The sequence below is a fragment of the Amycolatopsis orientalis DSM 40040 = KCTC 9412 genome (genome assembly GCF_000478275.1).
Lineage (GTDB): Bacteria > Actinomycetota > Actinomycetes > Mycobacteriales > Pseudonocardiaceae > Amycolatopsis > Amycolatopsis orientalis.
This window is the reverse complement of sequence record NZ_ASJB01000028.1, coordinates 230921-249555: the sequence shown is the minus strand read 5'-3', so window position 1 is coordinate 249555 and position 18635 is coordinate 230921. Positions and strand designations below refer to the sequence as shown.

General features: G+C 69.4%; 16 protein-coding genes. 5 read left to right on the top strand and 11 right to left on the bottom strand.

Features of this window, described 5'->3' with window-relative positions:
• Positions 1–148: 148 nt before the first annotated feature.
• Positions 149–1690: a choice-of-anchor A family protein gene (locus L324_RS07620; RefSeq protein ID WP_051173729.1), complete on the top strand. Its 1542-nt coding sequence runs from the start codon at positions 149–151 to the stop codon at positions 1688–1690.
• 135 nt (positions 1691–1825) lie between these two features.
• Positions 1826–2719 carry a hypothetical protein gene (locus tag L324_RS07615; RefSeq protein WP_037305468.1) on the top strand — a complete coding sequence of 298 codons (894 nt, stop codon included), beginning with the start codon at positions 1826–1828 and terminating at the stop codon, positions 2717–2719.
• Positions 2720–2768: 49 nt separating this feature from the next.
• On the opposite strand, the gene L324_RS07610 is transcribed toward L324_RS07615, so the two are convergent.
• On the bottom strand, positions 2769–3440 hold the full coding sequence (locus L324_RS07610) for a GntR family transcriptional regulator (RefSeq protein WP_081736227.1): 672 nt from the start codon (positions 3438–3440) through the stop codon (positions 2769–2771).
• Positions 3437–4870 carry an aldehyde dehydrogenase family protein gene (locus L324_RS07605; protein ID WP_037305320.1) on the bottom strand — a complete coding sequence of 478 codons (1434 nt, stop codon included), beginning with the start codon at positions 4868–4870 and terminating at the stop codon, positions 3437–3439. Before L324_RS07605 ends, L324_RS07610 begins: the two co-directional genes overlap by 4 nt.
• A gap of 138 nt (positions 4871–5008) precedes the next feature.
• On the opposite strand from L324_RS07605, the gene L324_RS07600 reads away from it, so the two are divergent.
• A complete protein-coding gene (locus tag L324_RS07600; RefSeq protein WP_037305319.1) occupies positions 5009–6454 on the top strand; it encodes a GMC family oxidoreductase in 1446 nt (481 codons plus the stop codon).
• Here the strand turns inward: L324_RS07600 and L324_RS07595 are convergent.
• Genes L324_RS07595 through L324_RS07585 form a run of 3 tightly spaced genes read right to left on the bottom strand, consistent with a single transcriptional unit; the run spans position 6438 to position 9429 of the window.
• Positions 6438–7361: an alpha/beta hydrolase gene (locus tag L324_RS07595; protein WP_037305318.1), complete on the bottom strand. Its 924-nt coding sequence runs from the start codon at positions 7359–7361 to the stop codon at positions 6438–6440. The genes L324_RS07600 and L324_RS07595 overlap by 17 nt on opposite strands.
• Entirely contained in the window at positions 7358–8317 is a 960-nt protein-coding gene (locus tag L324_RS07590) for an aldo/keto reductase (RefSeq protein ID WP_037305317.1), read from the bottom strand. Before L324_RS07590 ends, L324_RS07595 begins: the two co-directional genes overlap by 4 nt.
• Positions 8318–8325: 8 nt before the next feature.
• Positions 8326–9429 carry a zinc-binding dehydrogenase gene (locus tag L324_RS07585; protein ID WP_037305316.1) on the bottom strand — a complete coding sequence of 368 codons (1104 nt, stop codon included), beginning with the start codon at positions 9427–9429 and terminating at the stop codon, positions 8326–8328.
• Positions 9430–9479: 50 nt separating this feature from the next.
• Here L324_RS07585 and L324_RS07580 point away from each other — a divergent pair, with 50 nt between their 5' ends.
• Entirely contained in the window at positions 9480–10859 is a 1380-nt protein-coding gene (locus tag L324_RS07580) for an amidohydrolase (protein WP_173426356.1), read from the top strand.
• Here L324_RS07580 and L324_RS07575 read toward each other — a convergent pair.
• Positions 10776–11492: an SDR family NAD(P)-dependent oxidoreductase gene (locus tag L324_RS07575; protein WP_037305315.1), complete on the bottom strand. Its 717-nt coding sequence runs from the start codon at positions 11490–11492 to the stop codon at positions 10776–10778. The genes L324_RS07580 and L324_RS07575 overlap by 84 nt on opposite strands.
• Positions 11493–11561: 69 nt before the next feature.
• Between L324_RS07575 and L324_RS07570 the strand changes: the two genes are divergently transcribed.
• The gene (locus tag L324_RS07570) at positions 11562–12503 is read left to right on the top strand and encodes an aldo/keto reductase (protein WP_037305314.1); all 942 of its coding nucleotides are present in this window, start codon (positions 11562–11564) and stop codon (positions 12501–12503) included.
• A 61-nt stretch (positions 12504–12564) separates the two neighbouring features.
• On the opposite strand, the gene L324_RS07565 is transcribed toward L324_RS07570, so the two are convergent.
• Genes L324_RS07565 through L324_RS07545 form a run of 5 tightly spaced genes read right to left on the bottom strand, consistent with a single transcriptional unit; the run spans position 12565 to position 18471 of the window.
• Positions 12565–13263 carry an alpha/beta fold hydrolase gene (locus tag L324_RS07565; protein ID WP_051173728.1) on the bottom strand — a complete coding sequence of 233 codons (699 nt, stop codon included), beginning with the start codon at positions 13261–13263 and terminating at the stop codon, positions 12565–12567.
• Positions 13264–13293: 30 nt separating this feature from the next.
• Complete coding sequence (locus L324_RS07560; protein ID WP_037305313.1) at positions 13294–14214, bottom strand: ABC transporter permease; 921 nt, start codon at positions 14212–14214, stop codon at positions 13294–13296.
• Positions 14211–15155: an ABC transporter permease gene (locus L324_RS07555; RefSeq protein WP_037305312.1), complete on the bottom strand. Its 945-nt coding sequence runs from the start codon at positions 15153–15155 to the stop codon at positions 14211–14213. Before L324_RS07555 ends, L324_RS07560 begins: the two co-directional genes overlap by 4 nt.
• Positions 15152–16732: an ABC transporter substrate-binding protein gene (locus L324_RS07550; RefSeq protein ID WP_037305311.1), complete on the bottom strand. Its 1581-nt coding sequence runs from the start codon at positions 16730–16732 to the stop codon at positions 15152–15154. The genes L324_RS07555 and L324_RS07550 overlap by 4 nt, the downstream gene beginning before the upstream one ends.
• Complete coding sequence (locus L324_RS07545) at positions 16729–18471, bottom strand: dipeptide ABC transporter ATP-binding protein (RefSeq protein ID WP_037305310.1); 1743 nt, start codon at positions 18469–18471, stop codon at positions 16729–16731. The genes L324_RS07550 and L324_RS07545 overlap by 4 nt, the downstream gene beginning before the upstream one ends.
• Between the last annotated feature and the right edge of the window lie 164 nt (positions 18472–18635).

Genomic DNA, 18635 nt, shown 5'->3' with positions numbered 1-18635 from the left:
TCTAGGGTTTCCGCGTTCCACCAGGAATTTCCTTCTCTGGACAACGCTGGACGACCACGATCGGGGGTGGGTTACCCGCCTCGCCCGGTCGGGGGTATTTCGGGATTTCGATTGTGTCCGGCGCTCCGGTGGGCACAAGAATCGCCCCATGCGTGCAAGGCGGTTCGCCTCGATTTCGGCCGGTGCCGCCGCGGCGGTGTGCGTGGCGGCCCTGGTGGTCACCGATGGAGCGGTCGCCGCTCCCTTACCGGGTGGACTCGGGCCGTGTGTCGGCCCGGCCTGCCCGGACAAATACCCGCCGGTGAACAACCAGGACTACGCGGGCCGGGACAACGGCATCAATGTCTTTGTCGGCGGCGAATTCCAGGTACGCGAAGCGGCGGCGGAAGCCGAAGGACGCGTCGTCGTCCTCGGTGATTTCGACATGGCGAAACGAGCCGGTGCGTCCTCTGTGTACAACGTCGGTGTCGCCGGCGTCGGTTCGCGGGTCCCGCCGCCGGACGGCGCGGACTTCCTGACCACCGGCGGGGACGTGAGCATCGCGGCGGAGCAGCGGCTGCTCGCCGAGGGCGGGGTCGTCCGGCACGCGGGAACCGCCACCGGGACGGTGATCGGCACGCTCAAGAAGGATCCCGACGCGGCGAAGCCCTATCTGAGCCTGCGTGAGGATCTCCGGGTGGCGAGCCAGTGTTACGCACGGGAGAACGCCACCCCGCGGCCCACGACCGGCACGGCGGTCAACGAGGGATTCCGCACCCTGTTCACCGGGGACGGGAAGTCCGCGCTGCAGGTGTTCACCGTGGACTTCGACCTGACCGCCCGCAACGGCGGCATGCAGGGAATCGAGTTCCAGGGCATCCCGGCCGGGGCGACGATCCTGGTCAACATGGTGGGCGCCACCCGGACGATCAACACCTACACCGGCGACCTCGGCGACCAGGACCCGCTGAACAAACTGCGCGAACGGCTCCTGTGGAACTTCCCGGACGCCACCAAGGTCAAGATCGCGGGCGGTGCCCAGTTCCAGGGAAGTGTGCTGATCGGCGAGCCGGGGAGCACCGCGACGGTCACCGCGTCCGGGATGAACGGCCGCTTCTTCACCACGGGCTCGCTGGTGCACACATCGGAGGCGACCGGTGGTGGCGGGCAGGAGTTCCACGCCTATCCGTTCACCGGCGACCTGCCCGAATGCGGGACCGCGCCGACCACGACGCCGAGCAGCTCGACCTCTTCGTCTTCTTCATCGTCTTCGTCCAGTTCCACCAGCCCGACCAGCAGTTCGACGACTACCAGCAGCTCGACGACGACCAGCAGCAGTGCCACGTCCAGCAGCACCACGACCACTTCGTCGAGCCCGACGAGCAGCAGTCCGACCACGACCACTTCGTCCGGTCAGACGAGCACCACTTCGAGCAGGACATCTTCGAGTACGACCGCCACCAGCAGTGCGGTTTCGAGTAGTACGTCGACCAGCAGCAGTTCGAGCACCGCCGCGGTCCCCGGGGGGACGACCAATGCCACCCCGGGGCAGCCGGGCGCGACCACGCCGGGCGGCGGGCCGTCCGACAGCGGTCCGCTGGCCTCGACGGGCAGCGAGGTCCGGGGCCTGCTCGCCCCCGGTCTGTTCCTGCTGCTCCTCGGTGGCGCGCTGGTCGCGGTCACCATCCGGTCGAGGCGCCGCGAGTCCTAGAAGACACCGGTCTCGTGAGTGGTGATGACGGTTCTAACCCTCATTACCACTCACGAGGCCGCTGGACCGACCCTGAGACCGGACCAGGGAAAAGCCCGGATGTCGGCGGCGCCGCCCGCTCCTAGCCTCGTGATCATGATCCGACGGATACTCCTAGCCCTCCTCGCGGGGGCGGCGGTCTGCCTCGTGCCGTGGACCGTCTACCTCGCGCACACTCTGCCCGACCGGTACGACACCGGGCAGTGGCGCGCGGCCTGGGTCGGATTCGACATCGCCCTCCTGCTCTGTTTCGCGGCCGGAGCGTGGCTCGGGATGCGCCGCCGCCGCGCGGCCGTCCCGCTGCTGTCGGCCACCGCCGCGCTGTTGTGCTGCGACGCGTGGTTCGACGTCATGCTCGGCTGGACGTCGGACGAGCGATGGGCCAGTGTCGCGCTCGCCGCCCTGGTCGAGATCCCGGTCGCCGTCGTCCTGGCCCTCGCCGCACGGCGGCTGTTGAGCGACACGACACCCCAGCGGACGGTGACGTTGCGGGACATCGCGCTGCGGGAGGACCCGCGATACCAGCGGGTGACGCGCGCGCTCCCGGCCACCGCCGAGCAGGCGGCGCGGACCACCGGTCTCCAGCAGGCGGAAGTCGAGGGGTGCCTGAAAACCTTGCAGGACAACGGCTTCGTACGCCGTGACCGAAAAGGAAAGTGGATCTCGCTCCCGCAGGACCTGCGTGAGCCGAGGCCCGAGGACTACGACGGCGAGGAGCGGGAGCGGATCGCCGCGTTCCTCGACGCGAAGTACGAGAACGAGGTCGCCCTGCTGTCCTGGGCCGCGACGCATCGCGAGGAATTCGGCCCGTGGGCGACGGCCCAGCGCACGTCGACACGGCTGACCGAAGAGGAGTTCCGCGAACTGGACGCCGAATATCGCGAGCTGATCGCGCGGTACTGCCAACGCCGACGGCGCCCGGCGGCGGGCGAGCAGGAACTTTCCGTGCGCTTTTACGCCTTCCCGCCGCCCGAGGCCGTCCCCGCTTGATTGCGGCGTCCTCGTGAGTGGTGATGACGGTTAGAACCGTCATCACCACTCACGAGGACCGCCAGGCCAGGAAGGTCTCCAGCGTCGTCAGCCGGTGCTCCCGCACGGCCAGCTCGATCTCCCCGGCCGGCGCGCTCCGGTCGAACAGGTCGAGGATCTTCTGGTGCTCCAGCACGGATTCGTGCGCGCGGCCGGGCACGAAGCTGAACGTCGACGTGCGCAGTCCGGCCAGCCGGTTCCAGCCGCGGTTGACCAGGTCGAGCACCTGGGGGTTGGGACAGGTGCCGAACAGGACGCGGTGGAAGTCGCGGTTCAGCGCGGTGAACCGCGACGGCTCGAAGTTGTCCAGGCAGGCGGTCAGTTCCGCGTTGAGCCCCTTGGCCTCTTCGAGTGCCGCGCCGGGCAGGGACGGCGCCGCCAGCGCGGCGGCGTAGCCCTCGACCAGGGCGAGCGTCTGCATGGTGTGCTGGTAGTCGCTCTCGTCGGCCATCGCGACCTGCGCGCCGATGTTGTGCTCGTAGGTCACCAGCCCCTCGGCCTCCAGCCGCCGCACCGCCTCGCGTACCGGCACGGTGCTGACCCCGAGTTCCTGCGCGATCTGCCCGAACACGAGACGGTAGCCGGGGGAGAAGGTGCCGTCGTCGATCCGCGCCTTGATCCAGTGGTAGGCGATCTGCGACTTGCTCATCGCGGTCGAGTTGACCGCGTCGCCCGCGGTCACGAGTAGTGCAGCCAGACGGATTTGATCTCGGTGTACGCGTCGATCGCCCACGGTCCCATCTCGCGGCCCCAGCCCGACGCCTTGTACCCGCCCCACGGCGCGGCCATGTCGGGGATCGACGGCATGTTGACGAACACCGCGCCCGCCCGGATGCCGTTGGCGAACCGGTGCGCGACACCGAGGTCGCGGGTCCACACGGTGGCCGCGAGCCCGTATTCGGTGTCGTTCGCGCGGGCCAGCAGTTCGTCCTGATCGTCGTAGGCGGTGACGGCGAGGACCGGCCCGAAGATCTCTTCGCGCATGATCGTCATGTCGTCGGCGACCCCGGCGAACAGCGTCGGCGTGTAGAAGTAGCCGTCGCGATCGACGGCCTCGCCGCCGGTGACCAGGTCCGCGCCTTGCTCGCGACCGGTCGAGACGAGGAAGTCCACGTGCTCGCGGTGCTTCGCGGACACGAGCGGCCCGAGCTGGGTCGTCTCGTCCAGGCCCGGCCCGAGCTTGAGGCCGTCGAGCCCGGCAGCCAGTTTCGCGACGAACTCCTGTTCGCGCTTGCGGTCCACGAAGAACCGGGTGTACGCGGCACAGACCTGCCCGCTGTTCAGCGTCGCGCCCGCGAGGTTGCCTGCGACGGCGGCGTCGATGTCGGCGTCACCGGCGATGATGCTGGGCGCCTTGCCGCCGAGTTCGAGGGTCAGGCGTTTGAGGTTCGACTCCGCGCTGGCCGCGGTGATCAGCTTCCCGACCGCGGTCGACCCGGTGTAGGACAGGTGGTCGACGTCGTGGTGCCCGCTCAGGAGCGCGCCCACCGCCCCGTCGCCGGTGACCAGGTTGACCACGCCCGGCGGGAACCCGGCCTCGTGCACCAGTTCCACCAGCCGGATGCTGGTCAGCGGCGTGACCTCGCTGGGCTTGATCACCACGGTGTTCCCGGTGGCCAGTGCGGGCGCGAGCTTCCACACCAGGATCATCAGCGGGAAGTTCCACGGCGTGATCAGCGCGTTGACCCCGACCGGTTCGCGGCGGGTGTAGTGCAGCGTGTCCGGGAAGGACACCGGGTTGGTGGTGCCCTGGATCTTGGTCACCCAGCCCGCGAAGTACCGCAGATGCTCGGCCGCGCCGGTGACGCTGACCTGGCGGGAGATGCCGATCGGCTGACCCTGGTCGCGGGTTTCGAGGGTGGCCAGTTCCTCGTGGTGCTCGTCGACCAGCGACGCCAGCTTGAACAGCAGCGCGGCCCGCTGGACCGGGAGCAGTCCCGCCCAGGCGGGGTCGTCCAGTGCCCTCCGGGCGGCACCGACGGCGGCGTCGACGTCGGCGGCCGACGCGGTGCCGACCTCCTCGATCACCTGGCCGGTGGCCGGATCGTACGTCGGCAGGGATCCGCCTCCGGCGGCGGTCCACTGTCCGTCGATGAACAGGCGTGTGGCCATGGCTAGCTCCTCCTCGACCGGTGTGTGATCGAGTATCGGGCGCCACGCGGTCCCCGGTCTTGCCCGCCAGGGCACGCCGATTGTCGGCCAGCGAACCGAATCCGCCGGAGGTCCGCTCGCCTTGCGAGGGTGGGGGACATGGACGTCATCGTGGTGGGAGCGGGTTCGGCCGGATCGGTGGTCGCCAGGAGACTGGCCGACGCCGGGGTGTGGGTCACCCTGCTCGAAGCGGGCGGGCCGGACGGCAATCCGGCCATCCACGACCCGTCGCGGGCCGGGGAGCTGTGGCACGGCCCGGAGGACTGGGACTACTACACCGTGCCGCAGCCGCACGCGGCGAACCGGCGGCTGCACCTGCCCCGTGGGAAGGTGCTCGGCGGGTCGCATTCGCTCAACGCGATGATCTGGGTGCGCGGCGCCCCCGCCGACTACGACGGCTGGGAGCTGCCCGGCTGGCGGTGGGACGACGTGCGCCCGGTGTTCGAGCGGATCGAGAAGGATCTGCTCGACGTCGTGCCGAACGAGCCGCTGCATCCGATCCAGCGGTCCATTGTGGATGCTGCGACCCAGATCGGGCTGCCGTTCAACCCGGACTACAACAGCGGCGAACTCGACGGCGTCTCGGTGCAGCGGGTCACCACCCGGGATGGCAAACGGCTCAACACCTGGCTCGCCTACGGGCGGCCCGCCGCCGAGCGGATGACCATCCACACGGGAGCGCTCGTCCACCGGCTGCTCTTCGAGGGCGACAAGGTGACCGGTGTGCTGGCCGAGGTGGACGGTGAACTGCGCAAGGTCTTCGCCGACGAGGTCGTCCTCGCCGCCGGCGCGCTGGCGTCACCGGCGATCCTGCTGCGCAGCGGGGTCGGCCCGGTCGACGAGCTGGAGGTGCACGGCATCGACGTGGTCGCGGAGCTGCCGGGAGTCGGGAAGAACCTGCACGACCATCTGCTCTCCCCGGTCATCTTCGCGACCGATCGCCGTCAGGTCGACCCGCCCGCGCCCGGCCGCTCGGTCACGCAGACCCATCTGTTCTGGCGCAGCCGTCCCGGTCTGCCGGTGCCCGACACCCAGCCGATCCACTTCAGCGTGCCGATGTACGAAGCGTGGATGACCGGTCCGGAGACCGGGTTCTCGCTGATGGCGGGCATGGTCACGCCCCGCAGCCGGGGGAGCCTGCGGCTTTCCGGGCCGAGCCCGCTCGACGAGCCGCTGATCGACCTCGCCGCGCTGGAGGATCCGGCCGATTTCGAGAGCCTGGTCGCGTCGGTGGAGCAGTGCCGGGAGATCGGCCGCGCGTCCGCGCTGGCCGACGACTGGGGTGCCCGCGAGCTGTATCCGGGGCCGGAGGCGGATGTCCGCGAGTACGTCCGGCGGACCGCGATCACCTACCACCACCAGGTCGGGACCTGCCGGATGGGCACCGACGAGAACTCGGTGGTCGACCCGGAGCTCGCCGTGCACGGGATCGGCGGGCTCCGGATCGCCGACGCGTCGGTGCTGCCGCGGGTGACCACGGGCAACACCAACGCGCCGGCGGTGCTCGTCGGCGAGCAGGCCGCCCGGTTCATGCTCGGCCGATGACGCGGCGCAGCCAGGAGGCCCGGGCGGCGAGCGCGGCCCGGGTCACCTCGCTGTCCGGCGCGATCCGGTCGAAACCGTGGTATGCGCCCGCCCACACGTGCAGTTCGGTGGGCACGCCCGCGCGCCAGAGGCGGCGGGCGTAGTCGACGTCCTCGTCACGGAAGATCTCGGCCGCGCCGACCTCGATGAAGGCGGGTGGCAGCCCGGTGAGATCCTCCGCGGTGGCCGGGGCCGCGTAGGGCGAGGTCTGTCCATTGAGGAGCGATCGCCAGCCGAACTCGTTGGCTTCCCGCCCCCAGACTCCGCGTTCGGCGAATTCCACCGTGGACGCCGAATCGTTGCCGCTGTCGATCATCGGGCACAGCAGCAGCTGACCGGCCAGCGCCGGACCGCCGCGATCCCTGGCCAGCAAGGCGATTCCCGCGCTGAGCCCACCGCCCGCGCTGCCGCCGCCGACGATCAGTTTCGCCGGGTCGAAACCGAGTGCACCGGCGTTCCCGGCCATCCAGGTCAAACCCGCGTAGCAGTCTTCGATCGGTGCCGGATGCGGGTGTTCGGGTGCGAGCCGGTAGTCCACGGTGACCGCGACGAAGCCGAACTCCTCGACCAGGGCGACCATCCGGGGCAGGTCGGCGAACCGGTCGTCCAGCACCATGCCGCCGCCGTGGATGTTGTAGAACCCCGGCGCGTCCCGGGCGTTCCGAGGCTTGACCACGGTGACGACCACGTCGGTGCCGGGGACCTCGTGGTCTTCCCAGACGAGATCCCGGTCGCCGATCGCCTCGGCACAGGTCAGGTTCCCGTCGGCCATCGCCCGCCGGACGGCCGGCAGTGATTCGGCGCTCAACGGAGGCCCGGCGGGCAGCCCGGTCAGGGCCTCGGCGAGTTCGGGGTCGAAGTCCGTCACGGTCCCTCCGGATCGACGACGCCCCGGTCCGCCCAGTACGGCTCGACCAGTTCGCGCAGCTTCTCCGTGCCCACGCGCTCGACGAGGTCGACCGCGCCGAGATTGTCCTCGAGCTGCTCGGTGCTGGTCGCGCCGAAGAGCGTGGTCGTGTTGGCCGGATGGGTGAGCGTGAAGGCCAGGCACAGCTGCGCCGGTGTCGCACCCAGTTCGGTCGCGATCTTCGCCAGTTCCGGAGCCGAGGCGGCGATGCGCTCACGGATGTCGCCGGGGTCGCGCCCGACCTGGCGGGCGCCGCTGTTCTTGCCCAGCAGGATCCCGCCCTCGAAGATGTCCGAGGACTGGAGTGTCACACCGAGTTCGCCGAACACCTTCCCGAACGGCTCACCGTCCGGAATGGACCGTCGTGCGACGCTGTACTTCAGTTGCGCGATGGCGGGTCCGGGTACGTTCTCCGCCGCGGCGAAGTCGTGCAGGGCGCGGATCGTGGTGGCGGACCAGTTGTTCACGCCCCAGTGACGGATGAGCCCGGCCTCACGGAGTTCGTTCAGGTCCAGGACCAGCCGGTGCAGATCGGTGTCGTCACGCCGGAGATCGCCCAGTACCACCAGATCGGCGTGCTCGACTCCCGCGCGGAACAGCGCGTTGTCCAGCTGACCGCGGAGGTTGTGCTCCGGGTAACCTTCCAGCCAGAGCTTGGCCGAGAGCAGGTAGTCCTCGCGTTTGAGCCCGGCCGCGCGGACCATCGCGGAGAACAGCACGTCGGTGAAGACCGGTGTGCTGCCGGGGAAACCGTAGACGCCGACGTCGAAGAGCGTGATCCCGGAGTCGACCGCGGTGCGGACCAGGGTCACCGCCTCGCGGAAGTCCATCCGGTCGTAGGTGTGCCAGGAACCGAGCGAGAGCACGCCGGTGAGCGGGCCGTCCCGGCCGATGCGGCGCTGGGGGATGACGGGCATGAGGACTCCTAGGGGAGGCGGGGATCGATGACGGCCTTGAGTTCGCCGAGCCGCGACATCGACTCGACGCTGCGCGACGCTTGGGAAAGGCCGACGGGCGCGCTGAACAGTTCGTCCCAGGGCAGCCGGTCGGCGAAGGTGCGGAAGAAGTCCACCGAGCGGTGGTAGTCGGCGATGTCGCCGTTGAGTGACCCGACGACCGTGAGTTCCTTGCCCATCACCGTGCCCAGCGCCATCGGGGAGGGCGCGGGCCCGGTGGAACCGACGATCGCGATCGTGCCGCGCTGCGCGGCGAAGGCGACCGCCTCTTCGCCGACGGTGGGGCCGCCCGCGAAATCGAAGACGTGATCCGCGCCGCGGCCATCGGTGAGTTCCTTGACCCGTTCGACGCGGTCTTCGACGCTGCCGTCGACCGGGATCGTCGCGGTGGCCCCGAACCGGACGGCCGTCTTCAGCCGGTCGGCGGGTCCGCCGAGGGTGATCACCGCGCCCGCGCCGGAGATCCGCGCGACGGCGGTGGCGAACACGCCGAGCGCGCCGGCGCCCTGGACCACGACCGTCGCACCGGGACGGATCCCGCCCGAGCGGGCGACGGCCCGCAGCACGGTTTTGCCCGCACAGCCCGACATCGAGGCCCAGGTGTCCTTGACGTCGTCGGGGAGCAGGAGCTTGGCCGCGCCCGGGGTTACGTAGCAGTACCGGACGAGACCGCCGGTGGCGTAAGGGAAGACGTCCGAACGCTGGAGGAAGCCGTACCCGCGTTTCTCGCAGGCGACCGGTTCTCGCAGGATCGTGCAGCCGTGACACTTCCCGCACGTCGACTCGGACCAGCCGATCCGGTCGCCCTCGGCGATCTCACGGCCGAGAGCGTCGGTGGTGCCCGGGCCGACGGCCACCACCTCGCCGACCATTTCGTGTCCCAGCACCATCGGCAGCATGCCGGGGAAGGTCATCTGACCCGACCAGAGGTGCACATCGGTGCCGCACAACGTGGTGCAGGTGATCCGGACCAGTGCGGCACCGGGTTCCGGTTCTTCCGGCAGCGGTAGTTCCCGCAAGGTGAGCGGGGAGCCGTGTTCGGTGAGCACCGCCGCTTCGGTTCTGTCGACCATCTTTTTAGTCTACAGTCGTAGGAGAAAAAGTCCAGATCCTGGAGGAAACCATGGCGTCGCACCGTATTCGTCCCGCATCGCTCGTGGTTCGCGACGGTCCCGTGCTCACCTTCGACCCGGCGGGAACCGTCGTGCGGGCGATGGCGGTGCGCGAGGGCCGGATCGTCGCCCTCGGCGATGTCGCCTTGGACCACATCGGCCCGGACACCGAGGTGGTCGACCTCGCGGGCCGGACCGTCTTGCCCGGTATCAACGACGCGCACCTCCACGCGACCTGGCTCGGCGCCCGGTGGCCGGACACGCTCATCGGTGGCGCGGGTTTCACCGGCGGCGAGGAGAAGACCGTGCGCACCTCGGCGGAGCGGCGTGCCGCCATCCTGCGCGCGGGGGACCTGTGCGCGTCGCTCGGCATCACGAGTTACACCGAGCCCGGCCTGGGCCCGGGGGAGACGGGCTGCTTCGGGGCCGAGGTGCTGGATGACTACGCGGCACTGGCCGCGGAAGGTCTCCTGCGTGCCCGGGTGACGGTGCTGCGGCTGTTCGGTCTGCTCGACGGTGTCAGTTCGCTGGCGGACTTCGAACGCGGACTGGCCACGCCGGTGCCGCTCGCGGATCCCTTGTGGCTGACCGTGCCCGGCGTGAAGATCTTCGCCGACGGGATCCCGCCGATGCGGTCCGCGTGGACGCATCACTGCTACGCCGACGGTTCGCACGGCGCGCTGCTCGTCGACGGCGACGACGATCCGGACCGGGCGGGCAACCTCGCCGCGATGATCCGCCTCGCCCACGACGCCGGGATGGTCGTCGCCGTGCACGCCACGGGGGATCGCAGTATCGAGGCCGCGCTCGGGACGCTGCGCCGGGGTGACCATGTGGTGCACGGCGACCTGGTGACCACGGAGCAGCTGGCGCGGATGGCTTCGGCGGGTGTCGGTCTGACGACCCAACCCGCGATCGCGGTGGCGATGCGGGGGATGCTGGCCGAAGCCCTCGGCGCCGGGATCGCCGCGCGTGCGTGGCCCTTGGCGGAGATGCTCGACTCCGGTGTCCCGCTGACCTTGAGCAGTGACGCGCCGGTGGTCACCCCGGACTGGCGGGTGCACGTCGCGGCGGCCGCGCGGATGCTGGAAGTGTCCGAAGTGGACGCACGGCTGATGGACCGGCTGCTGCGCTGCTACACGACCGCGGCCGCGGAGCAGGACGGAGCGGCGGGCTGGAAGGGATCGCTGACCGTGGGGCACGTCGCCGACTTCTGCGTGCTGGCGGAGAATCCGCGCGAAGTCGCGTTCGCGGACCTGCCGGGCGTCGGTGTCGAACTCACCGTGTCCGGCGGCCGCGTCGTCTACTCAGGTGAGCAGCTGCCCGCCGTCGACCTGCAGGCTCACCCCGGTGAGATGGCCGGCGTCGGCGGAGGCGAGGAACAGGACTGACGGCACCACGTCGGCGACGGAAGCGATGGTCCCCAGCGGGATCCTCGCTTCCCACGCCGCGCGGGCGGCGGTGTCCGAGGCGAATCCCGCGGTCATCGGGGTGAGGACCGGGCCGGGTGCGACGGCGTTGACCCGGATGCCGTGCGGCGCGAGTTCGAGCGCGGCCGAGCGGGTGAGCGCCTCGACCGCGGCCTTGGTGGCCTCGTAATGGCCGAGTCCCGGCGTCGGCTGCCGGGCGCCGATGGAGGTGATGTTGACGATCGCGCCGCGGGTGCCCGTCTCGACCATCCGCGCGCCGACCGCGCGGGTCATCAGGAAGGTGCCCCGGAAGTTGACCCGCATGCACAGGTCGAAGACGCCGATGTCCAGTCCCACCAACGGTCCGCCGCCTCCCGCGAGCCCGGCGTTGTTGACCAGGACCTCCACCGGGCCGAACCGGTCGGTGACCAGCGCCAGCGCCGCGTCGACCGAGCCCGGGTCGGAGATGTCGAGTTCGACGTGCTCCGCACCGAGTTCGCGCGCCAGGTCGTGGGCCGCGCGGGCGTCGACGTCGGCGATGACCACGCGATCGCCCGCGGACTGGAAGGCTTCGGCGACGCCACGGCCGATGCCGCTGGCACCGCCGGTCACCATGACAAGTCTCTTGTTCATTCTACGATCGTAGACTAAAACTGGTTTCCGTTGCCAGCGAAAGGAAATCTCGTGGACGAGAAGCAGAACGGATTGGGCTTCGCCACCTCGGCGCTGAGCCTCGGATCCTGGAACACCTGGGACCGCATGGATTTCGACGACGCGGTGCGCCTGATCCGGCGCGCGATCGACGCCGGGGTGACGCTGTTCGACGTGGCTCACTACAACATGGGTCCGCATTCCGAGCAGTCGCGCACGGATCTCCTGTTCGGTGAAGCCGTCCGGGCCGCCGGGATCAAGCGCGACGAGTACCAGCTGTGCGGGAAGCTCTGGCTCTGGGACTACCCGAACACCGGTTTCGCCGAGCAGCTGGCGACGTCTTTCGACCGTGTCGGCGTCGACCGCGCGGAAGCGGTCGTCGTCGGCGACTATTTCGGGCGGCCGGACATCCCGCGGATCGTCACCGAGGTGGCCGAGCAGATCCGGCTCGGCCGCTTCGACGTCTGGGGCGTCAACAACTGGATCGCCTCGGACCTCGACCAAGCGCTGGACTTCGCGGCCCGCGAAGGCCTCCCGGCGCCGGCGTTCGCGCAACTGAAATACAGCGTGGCGCGGCGCTCGATGGCCGAAGGTCCCTTCTACGGACCGCATTTCGCGGCCGGACGGCTGGCCTTGCAGGCTTCGGACGTGTTCGAGGGCGGCGTGCTGCTCGGCAAGACGCCGGACCGGAAGATCGGCGCGGACCCGGGCGGCATCCGCGACGCGATCCGAGACGCCGCCTCGGATGTCGCCCGGGTGGCCGGGGAGTTCGGAGTGAGCCCGTCCCGGCTGGCGATCGCTTTTTGCCTCGCGTACGGGCCGGTGGCGAACGTGCTGTTCGGGGTGAGCCGCCTCGGGCAACTGGAGGACAACCTGGGCGCCGTCACGTTGGCTTCCGAGCACGGCGCGGAGGTGCGGGCCGCGCTGGAGGACCTCTGGCTGGACCGCGGTGTCGCCGCCGATGGGACGCTCTGACACCCGCCCAGCCTCGTGAGTGGTAATGACGGTTCTAACCGTCATTACCACTCACGAGGCTTTACCGCAGGAAGTCCAGCACGGCCGCTTTGAACTCCGGGCTCCGCAAAGCCCCGCCGTGGTCACCGGGCACCCGCACGAGGCCTGCCCCCGGGACCAGTCCGGCCAGCGTCTCGATGCCCTGGCTCACCGGATCGTCCACCCCCGCCACGAACAGGGTCGGCACCGAGACGGCACCGGCCACGGGCGCGAACGGCTCCTGGCGCAGGTCCTCGATGCACCGCGCCAGCGCGGCGGGATTCCGGCCCGGCGCGGTGATCATGTGCGCGATCATGGCGGTCAGCGGGTCGGCAGGAGTTTTCCCGCCTTCCGCGAAGGCCATCGCGGCCACGACGTCGACGGCGCCGAACGGTTCGAACGGGCTCACCCCGGCCAGCACCAGCCGCCGCACCGGGGCCTGTGCGGGGAGTTCCCAGGCGAGCCGGGCGCCCAGCGAATAGCCGACGACGTCCACTTCGGACAGACCCGAGACGAGCCGTGTCAGTTCGGCGGTGATCGCCTTGGCGCCCTGCGAGCCGCCGTTCGCCGGGCTCGAGCCATGGCCGGGCAGGTCGGGCACGAGCACTTCGCGGCCCGCGGCGGTGAGCGCGGTCGGCCAGCCGGTGGTGATCCAGTCGGTGTGCCCGTCGGAGGCGAATCCGTGCACCAGCAGTACCGGTGGCCCGGAGACGGTTTCGGGGGAGAAACGGCGCACGGTCAAGGAAGTGTTGACAGACAAGGAGATCCTTTCTCAGCTGCCGGAGGGACGGCGGGTGCGCAGGCGCTGCAGTTCGCTCAGCGTCCGCGCGCGGGCGTCGACGGCGATCCGCAGCGACGAGCCGATGAGGTTCAGCAGGAACACGCACGCCATGATCGTCACGCCGGGCGCGATCACCAGCCAGGGCGCCTGCACCAGATACGACCGCCCCTCGGCGATCATGTTGCCCCAGGTCGGGGTCGGGGGAGCGATGCCGAGACCGAGGAAGCTCATCGCGCCGTCGACCAGCATCGCCGCGGCGGACAGGATCACCACCTGCACGAGCGCCAGCGGCAGCACGTTCGGGAACACGTGCACGACGAGGATCTTCCCCTTGCTCATGCCGGAAACCCGCGCCGCGCCGATGTAGGCGCGGCCGGCGATACCGAGCACCCGGCTGCGGATGACGCGGGCGGTGAATGGGGTGAAGATCACCGTCAGCGCGATCAGCTCGGTCCAGATGCTCGCGCCGAGCGAGATCGCCAGCGCCATCGCCAGGATGATCGCCGGGAACGACATCCACGCGTCCATGACCCGCATCAGCACCGCGTCGGCCGCGCGGAAGAACCCGCTGATCAGCCCGATCACCAGGCCGGTGAAGGCCGCGCACAGGGTGATCAGCGCCGACAGCCCGAGCGACGCCCGTCCGCCGGAGACCAGCCGGGCGAGCACGTCCCGGCCGAACGAGTCGGTGCCGAGCGGATGCGCGGCCGACGGCGGCAGCAGCCGGTTGACCGGGTCGGTCGCGCTCACGCTGGGCAGGAAGAACGGCAGCACGAGCACGGCCAGCACGATCAGCGCCAGCAACGCGGAGGTGATCACCAGCATCCGGTTGCGCCGGAACACCCGCGCCGCACGCCCGGCCGACGGCGTTTCCCGCACCGGCGACGTCTTTTCCACCAGGGCCACGCTCACGAAACACGCACCTTCGGGTCGAGCAGCGCGTACGACAGGTCCACCAGCAGGTTGACCAGTACGAACAGCACCGCGACGAACAGGGTCACCCCTTGGATCAGCGGGAAGTCGCGAGTGGACACCGCGCCCATCAGCAGATGGCCGAGACCGGGGACGACGAAGATGGACTCGATGATCACGATCCCGCCGACCAGCATGGCGAAGTTGCTGCCCAGCTGGGTGATCAGCGGCATCAGCGCGTTCGGCAGGACATGTTTGGTCATGACCTGACGCTCGGAGAGCCCCTTGACCCGCGCGGTGCGCAGATACGCCAGCGGCAGCTCACCCAGCAGGCTTTCGCGCAGGGTGAGCACGAACAACGCCGTCTGCCCGATGACCAGCACGGTCAGCGGCAGCACCAGCGCGGGGACCGCCGTCGCCGGATCGGTGAACAGGTTCTCGTAGCCGCTCGAGGGGAACCAGCGCAGCGTCACCGAGAACACCAGCACCAGCACCAGCGAGATCCAGAAGTCCGGCATCGCCATCCCGAGCGCGGAGAGCCGGTTGAGCGCCCGCGCCACCGGATTGCGCGGCGACACCGCCTGCCAGGAGGTGATCGCGACCGAAAGGAAGAAGCTGATCACCGTGGACAGCACGGCCAAGGTCAGCGTCGGCAGGATGTGGTCGGCGACCACGCCGAGCACCGGAGCGTGGTAGGTGATCGAGGTACCGAAATCGCCCTGAAGCACGTTCCCGGCCCAGCCGAGGTACTGCTCCCACAGTGTTCCGTTCAGTCCCATGCTCTCCCGCAGCGCGTCCACATCGGACGGACGTGCGGTCGGGCCGAGGATGGCCTGCGCCGGATCGCCGGGGATGAGCCGGATGACGAAGAACATCATCGTCCCGACGATCACCAGGATGATCAGCAGATCGCGCAGCCTGCGCAGCAGCAGACCCGTCATGACGCCAGCCAGGTGTTCCAGAAGACGCGGTAGAAGTCGCCGTAGCCCTTGAGCTTGGGGGAGTAGGCCGCGTACAGCCTGGACTGGCTCAGGGTGATGACCGACAGCTGCTTCCAGGTGAACGCCTGCATCCGGTCCACCACCGCCTTGGCCTGCTCGGGGGTCGTCGAGGCGTTGAACTCCGCCATGAGCCCGTCCAGTTCGGGCGAAGAGGAGCCGTTCAGCGTGCCCAGGGTGAGCGCGGGCATCTGCGCGGGCGAGGTCAGCGCCGAGTCGAAGAACAGGGTGGTGATGTCCCAGCCACCCGGTTCCTTGGTGAGCGTGCCGAGCATGGTGGCGAAGTCGAACGTGTCGATCTTGGTGTTGATGCCGATCTTCGACAGCCCGTCCTGGATCAGCACGGCCCATTTGCCGAACTCGGGATAGGAGTTGGTGGTGACGATGCGGATGGTCGCGCCGGCGGGGATCCCGGCCTCGGCGAGCAGCTGCTTGGCCTTCTCGGGATCGTGCCTCTTGTAGACCTCTTCGCCCGCGGTGGAATAGAACTGCTTGTTGTCCGGGGAGGCGAAGGCACCGGTCTCGAGCGTGAGGTCCTTGCTGCCGCCGGTGGCCGCGTTGATCGCGGCCTTGTCCAGCACCAGGTTCAGCGCCTCGCGGGCCCGGGGGTCGGCGAACTTCGAGCCGGTGTTGAAGTTGGGGATGACGACGTTCTCGTTGCCGCCGGGGAGGTTGTGCACCACGACGGCCGGGTTGGCGCGCAACGTCTCGTACTGGTCGTTGGTGGGCATGATGTGGTCCCACTGCCCGGTCTGCAGGCCGTTGATCAGCGCGTCCTGATCGGAGACCACCTTGTAGGTCACCGTGTCGAGGTAGGCGTGCTTGGCACCCGCCTGGCCGCCCCAGTCCTCTTCGGACCGGGACTTGTAGCCGGAGTGGCGCTCCAGCACCAGTTCGCGGCCGATGTCCCAGCTCTTCAGCTTGTACGGCCCGGTCCCGATCGCCTTGTCCTTGCCGAAGCCGGTCGGCGGGACACCGGCGAGGTTCTTCGCCTCGTAGATCTCCGTGCCGGCGCCGGCGAGTTCGTTGATCAGCGGATAGCGCGGCTGCTTGAGCTTGATGGTCACCGTCGCCGGATCGGCCGGGGTGATCGCCTCGATGTCCGGGGTGACCAGCTGCCCGGTGCGGTGGACCTGCTGCCAGCGTTTGAGGCTCGCGACGACGTCCTCGGCGGTCAGCGGGTTGCCGTCGTGGAAGGTGACACCCTGACGCAGCTTGAAGGTGTAGATGAGCCTGTCCGGGCTGGTGGTGTAGTCCTCGACCAGCATCGGCCGGGCGGTGAAACCGCGGTCCACCTCGAACAGCTTCTCGTACATCATGTTGCCGATATGCGCGGTCACCTGGCCGGGATTCGCGACCATGTCGAGGGACTGCGGGTCGGTGGGCACGGCGACGTTCAGGTTGCCGCCGCGGACCGGCGGGCCGTCCGCCGCTCCGCCGCCCGCCTGCCCGCCCATGCAGGAGCCGAGCAGCAGGACGGTCGCCAGGCCGAGCGCGGCCGTGGTCAGGGTTCGTCTCATGGGTTCCGCACTCCTGTGTCGGGGTTCGCCGCGAGCAGGCGGCGCGTGTAGTCGTGCCGGGGACGGAGCCGGATCTCGTCCGGGTCGCCGATTTCGATCAGTTCGCCCCGGTACATCACGCCGACGCGGTCGGCGACCGAAAGCACCAGGCTGAGGTTGTGCGTGATGAAGAGAAAGCTGAGCGCGCGGGTGCGCCGCAGGTCGAGCAGCAGGTTCATCACCTGGCCCTGTACCGAGACGTCGAGGGCGGAGGTGGGTTCGTCGGCGACGATGAGGTCGGGTTCGGCGGCGATCGCGCGGGCGATCGACACGCGCTGCCGCTGTCCGCCGGAGAGCTGCGAGGGCAGTTTCTTCGCGGTGTCCGAGGGGAGGCCGACCTCGTCGATCAGTTCGGTGACCCGGCGGTCCAGTTCGGCGCCGCGGAGACCGGTGAGTTCCCGCAGCGGTTCGGCGATGATCCTGGCGGCGGTGTGCCGGGGATCGAGCGAACTCTGCGGGTCCTGGAAGATGAGCTGCGCGCGACGGCGGAACGCCCGCTCGTCGCCGTCGAGACCGGACGGCGTGCACCGGTGCTCTCCGAAGGTGATGCTGCCTTCGGTGGGCGGTTCGAGCGCGCTGACCAGACGGCCGAGCGTGGTCTTGCCCGAGCCGGATTCCCCAACCAGGCCGAAGAACTCGCCGGGTGCGATCTCCAGCGAGACGTCCTTGACCGCGTGCACCTCGGGGGTGCGGCTCAGGGAGAACCGGCGCGAGCGTCCGTACACTTTGGACACCGAGTCGATGACGAGCGCGGTGCCCTCGCCCGTGTCGTCGCGGGTGACGCGGCTCAAGGTCCTGGTCTCCGTCGCGACCGGCGATTCGCCGTTCATCGCGGCTTCGAGCAGTGCCTCGGAAATGGTGGGGAAGCCGTCGCGCCTGCTCACCCCGAGCCTCGGCACGCAGTCGAGCAACGCCTTGGTGTAGGGATGCTTCGGCGCGCCCAGGATGTCCTCTTTGGACCCGAGTTCGACCAGTTCGCCGCGGTACATCACCGCGATCCGGTCGGCCACCTGGGCGGCCACGCCCATGTCGTGCGTGATGAAGACGCACGCGGTGCCGTGGTCGCGGCGGACCCGGTCGAACAGGGTGAGGATCTCCGCCTGCGTGGTCACGTCCAGTGCCGTGGTCGGTTCGTCGGCGATCAGCAGGGCCGGGTCGGCCATCAGGGCCAGCGCGATCATCACACGCTGCTGCATCCCGCCGGACATCTGGTGCGGGTACAGCGAAAGCACCCTGTCCGTGTCGGTGAGGCCGACCTCTTCCAGCAGGCCACGAGCCTTGGTTTCGGCCTCGCGGTGCAACGGCGTGCCCTTGCGCGCGGCCTGGCGCGGCAGTGAACCGGGTTTCCGGTAGGCCTCGATCAGCTGCTTGCCGACCCGCTGACTCGGGTTCAGTGAATCCAAGGCCTCCTGGAAGATCATGCCGATCCGCGGGCCGCGGTACGCGCGCATCTCGTCGGCGGACAGCCGCGTCACGTCCACGCCGTCGACGGTGATCGCACCGCGGGTGAACACCGGGGCGACGAACTCCAGCAACCGGATGATCGACAAGGCCGTCACCGTTTTACCGCTGCCGGATTCGCCGACCACGCAGAGTGTCCGGCCTTGGTCGAGGTCGAACGAGAGTTCGCGGACCAGTTCGCGTTCGGTCTCGTCGGCGATCACGCCGACGGTCAGTTCTCGTAATTCGAGCAGGGTCATGAATCCCCTTTCCCGAGCCCGCCCGAAGCGGACCGCACTGCCGGGGAACGGGCCGCCGGCGGGGGTAGTTCTACGCATGTTGACACTGGGGGAGTGGCCTGTCAATGGGTATATTCTACGAATGTAGGAAGTTGATATCCGGCCGGTTTTGCCTGGCAGTGGGC

What these genes read in the sequence shown, in the direction of transcription:
- L324_RS07620 (WP_051173729.1), top strand. Translation starts at nt 149, where the DNA reads ATGCGTGCAAGGCGGTTCGCCTCGATTTCGGCCGGTGCCGCCGCGGCG.
- L324_RS07615 (WP_037305468.1), top strand. Translation starts at nt 1,826, where the DNA reads ATGATCCGACGGATACTCCTAGCCCTCCTCGCGGGGGCGGCGGTCTGC.
- L324_RS07605 (WP_037305320.1), bottom strand. Translation starts at nt 4,870, where the DNA reads ATGGCCACACGCCTGTTCATCGACGGACAGTGGACCGCCGCCGGAGGC.
- L324_RS07600 (WP_037305319.1), top strand. Translation starts at nt 5,009, where the DNA reads ATGGACGTCATCGTGGTGGGAGCGGGTTCGGCCGGATCGGTGGTCGCC.
- L324_RS07590 (WP_037305317.1), bottom strand. Translation starts at nt 8,317, where the DNA reads ATGCCCGTCATCCCCCAGCGCCGCATCGGCCGGGACGGCCCGCTCACC.
- L324_RS07585 (WP_037305316.1), bottom strand. Translation starts at nt 9,429, where the DNA reads ATGGTCGACAGAACCGAAGCGGCGGTGCTCACCGAACACGGCTCCCCG.
- L324_RS07580 (WP_173426356.1), top strand. Translation starts at nt 9,480, where the DNA reads ATGGCGTCGCACCGTATTCGTCCCGCATCGCTCGTGGTTCGCGACGGT.
- L324_RS07575 (WP_037305315.1), bottom strand. Translation starts at nt 11,492, where the DNA reads ATGGTGACCGGCGGTGCCAGCGGCATCGGCCGTGGCGTCGCCGAAGCC.
- L324_RS07555 (WP_037305312.1), bottom strand. Translation starts at nt 15,155, where the DNA reads ATGACGGGTCTGCTGCTGCGCAGGCTGCGCGATCTGCTGATCATCCTG.
- L324_RS07550 (WP_037305311.1), bottom strand. Translation starts at nt 16,732, where the DNA reads ATGAGACGAACCCTGACCACGGCCGCGCTCGGCCTGGCGACCGTCCTG.
- L324_RS07545 (WP_037305310.1), bottom strand. Translation starts at nt 18,471, where the DNA reads ATGACCCTGCTCGAATTACGAGAACTGACCGTCGGCGTGATCGCCGAC.